Annotated in this window: 8 protein-coding genes; 2 read left to right on the top strand and 6 right to left on the bottom strand. The window is 74.8% G+C overall.

What is annotated here, in order from left to right:
* Nucleotides 1-53 precede the first annotated feature (53 nt).
* From DLJ47_RS29940 to DLJ47_RS29915, 6 genes are all read right to left on the bottom strand, one after another.
* On the bottom strand, nt 54-314 hold the full coding sequence (locus tag DLJ47_RS29940) for a hypothetical protein (protein ID WP_109905009.1): 261 nt from the start codon (nt 312-314) through the stop codon (nt 54-56).
* 67 nt (nt 315-381) lie between these two features.
* On the bottom strand, nt 382-1779 hold the full coding sequence (locus DLJ47_RS29935; protein WP_446723616.1) for an aminotransferase class I/II-fold pyridoxal phosphate-dependent enzyme: 1398 nt from the start codon (nt 1777-1779) through the stop codon (nt 382-384).
* Complete coding sequence (locus DLJ47_RS29930) at nt 1728-2855, bottom strand: alpha-hydroxy acid oxidase (RefSeq protein WP_109905007.1); 1128 nt, start codon at nt 2853-2855, stop codon at nt 1728-1730. The genes DLJ47_RS29935 and DLJ47_RS29930 overlap by 52 nt, the downstream gene beginning before the upstream one ends.
* Nucleotides 2848-3825, bottom strand: a complete 978-nt coding sequence (locus DLJ47_RS29925) for an alpha/beta hydrolase (RefSeq protein ID WP_109905005.1) — start codon at nt 3823-3825, stop codon at nt 2848-2850. The genes DLJ47_RS29930 and DLJ47_RS29925 overlap by 8 nt, the downstream gene beginning before the upstream one ends.
* Complete coding sequence (locus DLJ47_RS29920; protein WP_109905003.1) at nt 3822-5045, bottom strand: cytochrome P450; 1224 nt, start codon at nt 5043-5045, stop codon at nt 3822-3824. The genes DLJ47_RS29925 and DLJ47_RS29920 overlap by 4 nt, the downstream gene beginning before the upstream one ends.
* Before the next feature lie 63 nt (nt 5046-5108).
* Nucleotides 5109-6386, bottom strand: coding sequence for an SGNH/GDSL hydrolase family protein (locus DLJ47_RS29915; protein WP_199236061.1), 1278 nt, complete (start codon nt 6384-6386; stop codon nt 5109-5111).
* 304 nt (nt 6387-6690) lie between these two features.
* Here DLJ47_RS29915 and DLJ47_RS29910 point away from each other — a divergent pair, with 304 nt between their 5' ends.
* Together DLJ47_RS29910 and DLJ47_RS29905 are read left to right on the top strand one after the other, a co-directional pair.
* Complete coding sequence (locus DLJ47_RS29910; protein ID WP_109904999.1) at nt 6691-8265, top strand: class I adenylate-forming enzyme family protein; 1575 nt, start codon at nt 6691-6693, stop codon at nt 8263-8265.
* Nucleotides 8262-9435 (top strand): MFS transporter (locus DLJ47_RS29905; protein ID WP_109904997.1); only part of this gene is annotated, 1174 nt, incomplete at its 3' end. The genes DLJ47_RS29910 and DLJ47_RS29905, both read left to right, overlap by 4 nt.

The raw sequence follows: 9435 nt of genomic DNA, 5'->3' as shown, positions 1-9435 counted from the left end.
GTCGAGGCGGGCCGGCGCGGCGGAATCGGGTGGCGGGCGGAACGCCGGGCGGGTCAGCCGATCTGCCGCTTGAGGTGGTAGCGGTGCACCTCGGTGCTGCCCTGGACGTTGTTCACGTCCTCGGCGGCGGAGACGAGTTCCCAGCCCTCCCGGCCGGCCCGGTTCAGGTGCGCGATCGCCGTGTCGCCGTACGCGGTGATGTCCCGGCGCGACCCGTCCGGGCCGTACCAGATGAAGCTGACGTGGAAATTGCGGCCCTGCCCCTGATAGCGGCGGACCAGCAGGGCGTACTCCCAGGCGACCATGGCGTCCATTATGACCGTCCACGCAGGACAGGCGAACGCGGGCAGTCGCGGATTGCCATGCGGTGAACGCGGTGTGTCAGGCCACCCGGCCGGCGGTGCCACGGCGGGTTAGCTCGTCGGTGACCAGGGCGGCCAGCCGGTCCAGGCCGAAATCTATCTCGGCCGGGGTCACCGCGCTCACCGACAGCCGCAGCGCGTCGACCGGGGCGCCGGCGTCGTAGAAGTGCGCCATCGGCGTCCACAGCAGCCCGTACTCGCGGGCCGAGCGGTGCAGCAGCGCATCGTCGACCGGGAACGGCACGGTCACCACCACGAAGAAGCCGCCGGCCGGCACGTTCCAGCGCACCGGCGAGGCGTCCGCCGGGAACCGCCGGGCCAGGCCGGCGACCAGGTGCCGCAGGTTCCGGGTGTACGCGGCCCGCTCGCGGACGGTGGCGGCGACCAGGCTGCACCCGTGCTCCAGCAGCGCCCCGCCGATGACCGCCTGGGCGATCGCGGAGGTGTTCATGGTGACCATGCTCTTGATCTTCGCGAGCTGGTCGGCGAGCAGCCCGACCGTACCGTCCGCGCCGGCCACCCGCTGGTCGGCGACGACGTAGCCGACCCGCGCCCCGGGCAGCACGGTCTTGGCGAACGACCCCAGGTAGACCACCCGCCGGCCGGTGTCCAGCGCCTTGAGCGTGGGCACCCGCTCGGCGTCCCCGGCCGGGAAGAGGCCGTACGGGTTGTCCTCCAGCAGCAGCAGGTCCTCCGCCTCGGCCAGGGCGAGCAGCCGGCGCCGGTCGGCCAGGCCCACGCTCGTCCCGGACGGGTTGGCGAAGTCCGGCATCAGGTAGCAGGCCCGCGGCCGCAGCCCGTCAGCCCGGGCCCGGCGCACCTGGGCGCGCAGGTCGGCCAGGTCGACCCCGGCCGGCCCACCGGCGACCGGACGCACCGGCAGGTCGAGCAGCCGGGCCGCGCCGGTCAACCCGACATACGTGGGCGCGACGGCGAGCAGCACGTCGCCGGGGCCGGTGCGCAGCGCCCGCAGGACCAGGAACATCGCCTCCTGGCAGCCGACCGTCACGACGATCGCCTCCGGGTCGACGTCGATCCCCTCGTCCACCGCGAGGTTGCGGGCCACCAGGTGGTGCACGACGCCCTTGGTCCGGCCGTACTGGAACAGGGTGCGGTGCACCTGGGCCGGGGTGAGACCGAGGTCGTCGGCGAGGTGGCGGCGGAACGTGTCCAGGTGGCGGTGCAGCGCGGCGACGTCGAAGAACTCCTCGTACGGCCGGCCGGCGGCCAGCGACACCGCGTCCGGGTAGTGCTGGGCCACCTCGTTGAGGAAGTTCATCGAGTTCAGCGCCGGGTCGTCGACGGCCGGATGCAGGTCGGCCGTGCTCAGGTCGGCCACTGTCAGGTCCGCCGGCGCCGCCACGCTCAGTCCACCGTCCGGGTGCTCAGCTCGCGGGCGGCCGCCGGGTCCGCGCACCCGGTCAGCGCCAGCGCGTCGCGGAACTCGTCGGCGAGCAGGGTCAGCGCCGCCTCGGCGCCGGCCTGGCCACCGACGGCCAGCGCCCAGAGCATCGGCCGGCCGACCAGCACCCCGTTCGCGCCGAGCGCTAGGGCGCGCAGCACGTCCATCCCGCCGCGGATGCCGCTGTCCATCAGCACCTCGCAGCGGTCCGCGACGGCCGCGACCACCTCGGGCAGCACGGCGGCGGTGGCCGGCGCGCCGTCCAACTGGCGGCCGCCGTGGTTGGAGACCACCACCGCGTCGGCGCCGGCGCCGACCGCGAGGACGGCGTCGCGCGGATCGAGGATGCCCTTGACCACCAGCGGCAGCGCGGTGCGCCCGCGCAGCCAGTCCAGGTCGTCCCAGGTCAGCGCGGGCGCGAAGACCGCGTCGGTGTGCGCGGCGATGGCCGACACGCCCGGCATGGCGGTGTGCGCCAGGTCGTCCCGCCCGGCCGGCAGGTTCGCCGCCACCACGTGCGGCGGGACGGCGAACGCGTTGCGCACGTCGCGCAGCCGCCGGCCGAGGATCGGCACGTCCACCGTGACCGTGAGCGCCGTGCAGCCGGCCGCGTGCGCCCGGTCCAGCAGGTCGGTGACCAGACCCCGGTCGCGCAGCCAGTAGAGCTGGAACCAGACCGACCCGCCGGCCTTGGCGACCTGCTCGATCGGCACGCTGCCCAACGTGCTCGCCAGGTACGGCACGCCGGCCGCGGCAGCGGCGGCGGCCAGCGCCAGCTCCCCGTCCGGGTGCACCAGCCGCTGGTACGCGATCGGCGCCACCGCCACCGGCAGTGCGGACGGCGCGCCGAGCAGCCGCGTCTCGGTACGGGGGGTGGGCACGCCGCGCAGCACCCGGGGCAGCACCGCCACCCGGTCCAGCGCGCGCCGGTTGGCGGCGAGCGTGATCTCGGCGCCGCTGCCACCGTCGATGTAGTCCCACACCTCGGGCGGGAGCACCGCCCGGGCCCGCTCGGCGTAGTCGGCCAGGCAGGCCGGTGCGGGCGGCTCCGCCACCGGCCCGGCCGGCTTCGGCAGCACATCCTCAGCCATCGTTGGTCCCCCTTCCCGCCGGCACCGCGTCCGGGTCGGTGCCAGTCAACCCGAACCGCCCGCGCAGGAACGCGGCGGCCTCGTCCTGGGCGCGCCGGCCGTCGTCGAAGACGCCGGGCATGGCGAAGAAGCCGTGGATCATCCCGGGGTAGCGGGTGAGGGTGGTCGGCACCCCGGCGGCCCGCAGCCGGTGCGCGTACCGCTCCCCCTCGTCGCGCAGCGGATCGTGCTCGGCGGTGACGACCAGGGCGGGCGGCAGGCCGGTCAGGTCCGACGCGAGCAGCGGCGAGGCCAGCGGGTCGTGGGCGGCGTCAGGGTCGGGCAGGTAGTGCCGGCGGTACCAGGCGACCGAGTGGCGGTTGAACAGCAGCGGGTCGTCGTCACCGGCGGCCACCGCTGTCTGGTCGGTGTTCGGGTAGACCAGCAGTTGCGCGGCGAGCCGGGGCCCGCCCCGGGCCCGGGCCAGCAGGGTGACCGCGGCGGCGAGGTTGCCGCCGGCGCTGTCGCCGCCCACCGCCACCCGCGCCGGATCCAGACCGAACTCGCGCGGGTGCGCGGCGAGCCACCGGGTGGCCGCGTGGCAGTCGTGCACGGCGGCCGGAAAGGGGTGCTCCGGGGCGAGCCGGTAGCCGACGGTGACCACCTGGCAGGGCACCGCGTTGGCCAGCCGCCGGCAGATGCCGTCGGCGGTGTCGATGCTGCCCAGCGTCCAGCCGCCGCCGAAGAAGTAGACCAGGGTGGGCAGCGCGTCGGCGCCGGCCGGCCGGTACACCCGTACCGGCAGGTCGCCCGCCGGGCCGGGGACGTGCGTGTCGCGGACCTCGGCGACCGGCTCGACCGCGCCGCCGCCGGCCCGGATCGCGGCCAGGTCGGCGGCGCGGGCCTCGGCCAGGGTCTGGGTGTACAGCGGTGGGGTGCCGGCCGCGGCGCGCGCCGCCCGGTACGCCGTCACCTGCGGGTGGAGACTCATGCGGCCGCCCGCCGGCCGGTGTGCAGCAGCAGCTTGTCGATGCCGCGCAGGAAGAGGCTACCGCTGTAGATCGGCTGCTCGGCGACCGCGAGCCGGGGGAACCGGGCCAGCAGCCGGGGCAGCGCGAGCCGACCCTCCAGCCGGGACACCGCGGCGCCGAGGCAGAAGTGCAGGCCGACGCCGAAGGCGAGCGACGGCGGGCCGGGCCGGTGCGGGTCGAACCGGTCCGGGTCGGGGAACCGGGCCGGGTCGCGGTTGGCGGCCGCGATCACCAGCAGTACGTTCTGGTCCCGCTCGACCGGCACCCCGCCGAGCACGGTGTCCCGGGGCGCGGCCCGGGCCAGGAAGTGCACCGGGGCCTCCAGCCGCAGGATCTCGTCGACGGCGCCCCGGGTCAGCGCGTCGTCGCCGGGCAGCGCGGCGGCCACCGCCGGGTGGGCCAGCAGCAGCGGCAGGCCGTTGCTGAACATGTAGACGGTGGTGACGAACGCGGCGTTGAACAGCACGATCAGGTTGCTGACCAGTTCGTCCTCGGTGAGCGGGACGTCACCCGCGTCGACCGCCTCGACCAGGCCGCTGATCAGGTCCTCGCCGGGGCGGCGGCGCCGGTGCGCGATCAGCTCGGCGTAGAAGGCGCGCAGCTCGGCGGCCGCGGTGTTGGCGGCGGCGAGGCGCTGCGGGGTCTTGCCCGCCACGTCCAGGAAGTCGTCGATCCGCTCCACCCGCTGCCGGTAGAAGTCCAGCTCCTCGGCGGGGATGCCGATGAACTCCGCCATCACCCGGGCCGGCAGCGGGTAGGCGAACTCGGCGACGAAGTCGAAGCCGGTGTCCCCGGCGTCGGCCATCCGGTCCAGCAGCTCGTCGACCACCCGGACCACGGCCGGTTCGAGGGCGCCCAGCCTGCGCGGGGTGAAGGTCTTCGCGAAGACCGCCCGCATCCGGGTGTGGTCGGGCGGGTTCACGAACATCATCGACGTCTGCAGGGTGCGCAGCACCTCCTGCTCCGCCCAGCCGGGCGGGGCCTGCTTGTACCACTCCGGGTCGCGCAGCACCTGGCTGACCAGGTCGTAGCCGACGGCGACGGCGGCCACCGTGCGGTGTTCGGCCCGCGCCGGCACCGGGCTGACCGGCCCCAGCTCGTGCAGTGCGGCGTAGCAGGGGTACGGGTCCTGCCGGCCCTCGTCGCTGTAGAGCCGGGTCAGCACCTGCGGGACGTCCACGTCGGTCTCCCCCCGGGAAGCGGTGGCGCGGGCGGCGGGGTGGGCCGCCGCCCGCGCCGGATGTCACAGGCCGAGCAGGCGCAGCGGCACGGCGTCGGCCATCGCCTGGTTGCCGGCGTCGTTGGGGTGGATGTGATCACCGGAGTCGTACGCGGGCAGCAGCCGGCTGGGCTGGGCCGGGTCGCGCAGCACCCGGTCGAAGTCGAGCAGCCCGTCGAACTCGCCGTTGCCGCGCAGCCAGGCGTTCACCGCCTGCCGGGTGGCCTCCTTCTCCGGCGTCCACACCCCCGGGTTGCCGTGCCCCTCGTACGGCGTCAGGGTGGCCACCAGGCTGCGCAGTCCGCGCGCCTTGACCTGCTGGTTGATCTGCCGCAGGGCGGCGATGATCTGCTCGGCGGAGTCGCCGGACATCCAGATGTCGTTGATGCCCAGGTGGGTGACCACGGTGCGGGCGTCGGTCTGGGCGAAGACGTCCTCGTCGAGCCGGCTCACCGCGTTCGGCCCCAGCTCGTGGTAGCCGGGGAAGCCACCCGCGCCGGGCTCCGGCCCCTCGTGGTTGAGCCGGTTGCCGGCCAGGCTCAGGTTGAGCACGCCCGGGGTGCGGACGTCCGGCCGGGCGTCGATCAGCCGGTCGGCGAGCAGGTCGGGCCAGCGCTTGTTGGCATTGACCGTGCTGCCGTTGCCGTCGCCGATGGAGTCGCCGAGCACCACCACGGAGCCCGGCGAGTGCCGGCGCTGCACGTCGATGCCGGAGAGGAAGAACCAGCAGCAGTTCGGCCGGATGGTGAAGCCCGCGCCGTCGGCGGCGGAGGTCAGGTCGGTGGCGCCGATGAAGTTGGTCTGTCGGGACTGGCCGTGGAAGGTGACCGGGCCGGTCGGGGTCGGAAAGTGCACGGTGAGCACCAGGTCCTGCTGGTCGCCGACCGGGAAGTCGATCGGGTCGCTGAGCAGTTCGGCGCCGCGGTTCATGGTGGCCGAGGCGGCGCCGTTGAAGCGCAGCTCGCGCAGGCTGGCCGGGTCGATGTCGGAGTGGTCGTCCGCGGTGGCGGTGTTGGGGCGGGCGATGGTGGCCCGGCCGACCTGGACCGCCTGCTCGCCGTAGCTGTTGCTCAGTCGTACCCGCAGCCGGGGACCGCCGACCGAGGTGTGCACCACCATCCGCACGCTCTGGTTGTTCAGCCCGGTGTTGGTCAGGCCGGTGGCGTTGCCACGGGTCACCGCGGCGGCCCAGCTGCCCGCCCAGACCGCCCGGTCGCCGCGCGCCCGGGACGTCGCGTCGGGGCCGGCGCTGGCGACCACGGCCGGGGTGCCCGCGACCAGCAGCGCGGCGGCGGAAGCTATCACGTGCCATCTCTTCGGAGTCGCCATCGAACCTCCATCGTGGTGGCAGCTCAGGGCCGTCCGCGGACGGTCACCGGCTGGGATGGACCGGAAACTAACCGCCGCCGAAGATGGGCGTCAATCAACCTGATCGACGCGATCAAATGTCCGCCAGTCCGCGCGGAGCGCCGTTCGGCCACTCTCCGCCGACGGCGGGAACACCCTACGCTCACAGGCGGCGGCGAGGTGGTCGCCGACCCGCGCGCCACCGCCGCGCCCTGCCCGGGATCTGCCCGGGCACCGCCGGACCGGATGGGGACTGCCGATGACTGACGGGCAACGGGCCAGCTACGTGCACCGGGCGCTGGCGCTCTTCGCCGGCTGGGGCGAGCGGGAGGCGCTGGTCGGCGGTGGCCGCCGGCTCAGCTACGCCGACGTGCGCGCGGAGGTGTGCGCGCTGGCCGGCACGCTGCGCCGGCACGGCGTACGGCCGGGCGCGGCGGTGCTGGTCGCGCTCGGCAACCCGGTCGAGGGGCCGCTGGTGCAGCTCGCCCTGCACCTGCTGGGCTGCCGCACGATGTGGGTCGCGCCGGTCACCTCCCGGCGGGAGGTCGCCGACTTCGCCCGGCTGGCCCGTCCCGACGCGTTCCTCTACGACGCGCGGGACCCGGCGGGCCTCGGTCCGGAGCTGGCCGCCGCGCTGCCCGGCGTGCCGGTCTTCTGTCTCGGGCCCGGCGGCGCCGGCCCCGACCTCACCGCGGCCACCGCCTCCGGTGACCGGCCCGACGAGCTGCCCGGCGAGGTACCCGCGCCGGAGTCGTTCCTGCAGACCAGCGGCACCACCGGCAGCCCGAAGCTGGTGCACCACCGGGAGAGCTTCTACGCGCAGATCCTCACCCTGGCCGCGGACTTCCGCGCCGCCGGCTTCCCGCTGCTGCGGCACCTGTCGCACTCGCCGATGTGGCTGGCCAGCGGCCAGATCACCACCCTGTTCAACCTGTTCACCGGCGGCGTGCTGTTCCTCCGCGACGGCTGGGACCCGGCGCGGTTCGTCGACACGGTGCAGCGGGAGCGGATCAACTCCACCTTCGTCACCCCGCCGATGCTCTACGAGGTGCTCGACCACCCGGCACTGGACGGCGCGGACTTCTCCGCGATGTTCATGTTCAACGTGGGCGCCGGCCCCGCCGCGCCGGCCCGGCTGCGGCAGGCGATCGCCCGCTTCGGCCCGGTGCTGCGCATCGTGTACGGGCTCAGCGAGGCGGTGGTGATCACCGCGCTGCCCGGGCTGACCGACGACCCGGAGCACCCGGAGCGGCTGCGCTCCTGCGGCCGGCCGTACGGCGACGTGCGGGTGGAGATCCGCGCCGAGGACGGCACGGTGCTGCCGCCAGACGTCGACGGTGAGGTGTGGGTGCACACCGAGCTGCGCTTCGCCGGCTACCACGGTGAGCCGGAGCTGACCGCCGACACGCTGGTCGACGGCTGGGTGCGCACCCGCGACATCGGGCACCTGGACGCCGACGGCTATCTCTACCTGGTCGACCGGTTGCAGGACCGGATCCTCACCCGGCAGCGCAGCTGGCCGATCTACTCCCGCCCGATCGAGGACGTGCTGGCCGGGCACCCGCAGGTGCGGGCGGCCGCGGTGATCGGCGTGCCGGACGAGGTGGCCGGCGAGGTGCCGTACGCCTTCGTGGTGCCGGCGCCCGGCGCGACGGTGACCGGCGCCGAGCTGATCGACCTGGTGACCACCGCGCTGAGCGACACCTGGGCACCCGGGGCGGTCGAGTTCGTCGACCGGCTGCCGCTGAACCGCTCGGCCAAGGTGGACAAGCGGGCGCTGCGCGCGAGGTACGCCGCGGCCCACCCGCACGCCGCGATCGGCAGCCCGGCGTGACTCCCCGGCGGGAACTGGTCACCCTGGTCACCGCCGATCTGATCTCCAACCTGGGCAGCCGGATCTCGGTGGTGGCCATCCCCTGGCTGGTGCTGGAGACCACCGGCAGCCCGGCCAAGATGGGCCTGGTGGCGTTCGCCGAGACGCTGCCGTACCTGCTCTCCAGCGCGCTGGCGACGCCGTGGGCGGACCGGATCGGGCTGCGCCGCACGTCGATCCTGGCCGACCTGGCCAGCGCGGCGCTGATGGTGGCGGTGGCGCTCACCCCGTGGCTCGGCTTCGGCGCCCTGGTGGCGCTGGTCGCCGTGGTCGGCGGGCTGCGCGGCATCGGCGACCGGGTCAAGCACGTGCTGTTCCGGCCGGCCGCGGAGGCCGCCGGGGTACGGCTGATCCGGCTGACCTCGGTCTACGACGGGCTGGGCCGGCTGGTCACCCTCTTCGGGGCGGCCGCCGGCGGCCTGCTCGTCTGGTGGTTCGGGGTGACCGGGGCGATCCTGATCGACGCGGCGACGTTCGGGGTCTGCGCGCTGCTGATCGGCGCGCTGGTCAGCCCGCCGGCGGCCAGCGCGACGCCGGCGCAACCGGAGGGCTACCGGCGCGCGCTCGCCGGCGGGTTCCGCTATCTAAGCCGGGACCGGATGCTGCTGAGCATGCTGCTGGTCATCGCCGCGCTGAACATGGTGGCCAACGCCAGCATCGCCGTCTACATCCCGCTCTGGGTGGCCGACGTGCTGGGCAACCCGGCCGGGCTGGGCCTGGTGCTCGGCGCGTTCTCGGCCGGCGCGCTGCTGGGCAACCTGCTGTTCACCGTGCTCGGGCCCCGGCTGCCCCGCTATCTGACCTTCGTGGCCGGGGCGCTGGTCAGCGGCACCCCCCGGCTGGTGGCGCTGGCGCTCAGCGAGGAACTGCCGGTGGTGCTGGTGGTGACCTTCCTGTCCGGCATCGGCATCGCCGCGGTGAACCCGCTGCTGGGCGTGGCGCTCTACGAGCGGGTGCCGGTGGAGCTGCAGACCCGGGTGATCGGGCTGGCCGGGTCGCTGGGCTTCGTGGGACTGCCGGTGGGCGCGCTGCTCGGCGGTTGGTCGGTGGCCGCGTTCGGCCTCGCCCCGGCCCTGCTGGCGATGGCCGCCGCCTGCCTGCTGGTGACCCTGCTCCCCCTCTCCACCGCCC

The sequence above is a fragment of the Micromonospora sp. S4605 genome (assembly GCF_003176715.1).
In the GTDB taxonomy this organism is placed as follows: Bacteria; Actinomycetota; Actinomycetes; order Mycobacteriales; family Micromonosporaceae; genus Micromonospora; species Micromonospora echinaurantiaca.
Note: the sequence above shows the minus strand (reverse complement) of the source record. Positions and strands in the feature narration are given on the sequence as shown.

Coding starts and splice junctions, on each gene's coding strand:
- DLJ47_RS29940 (WP_109905009.1), bottom strand. CDS start 314: ATGGACGCCATGGTCGCCTGGGAGTACGCCCTGCTGGTCCGCCGCTAT.
- DLJ47_RS29930 (WP_109905007.1), bottom strand. CDS start 2,855: ATGGCTGAGGATGTGCTGCCGAAGCCGGCCGGGCCGGTGGCGGAGCCG.
- DLJ47_RS29925 (WP_109905005.1), bottom strand. CDS start 3,825: ATGAGTCTCCACCCGCAGGTGACGGCGTACCGGGCGGCGCGCGCCGCG.
- DLJ47_RS29910 (WP_109904999.1), top strand. CDS start 6,691: ATGACTGACGGGCAACGGGCCAGCTACGTGCACCGGGCGCTGGCGCTC.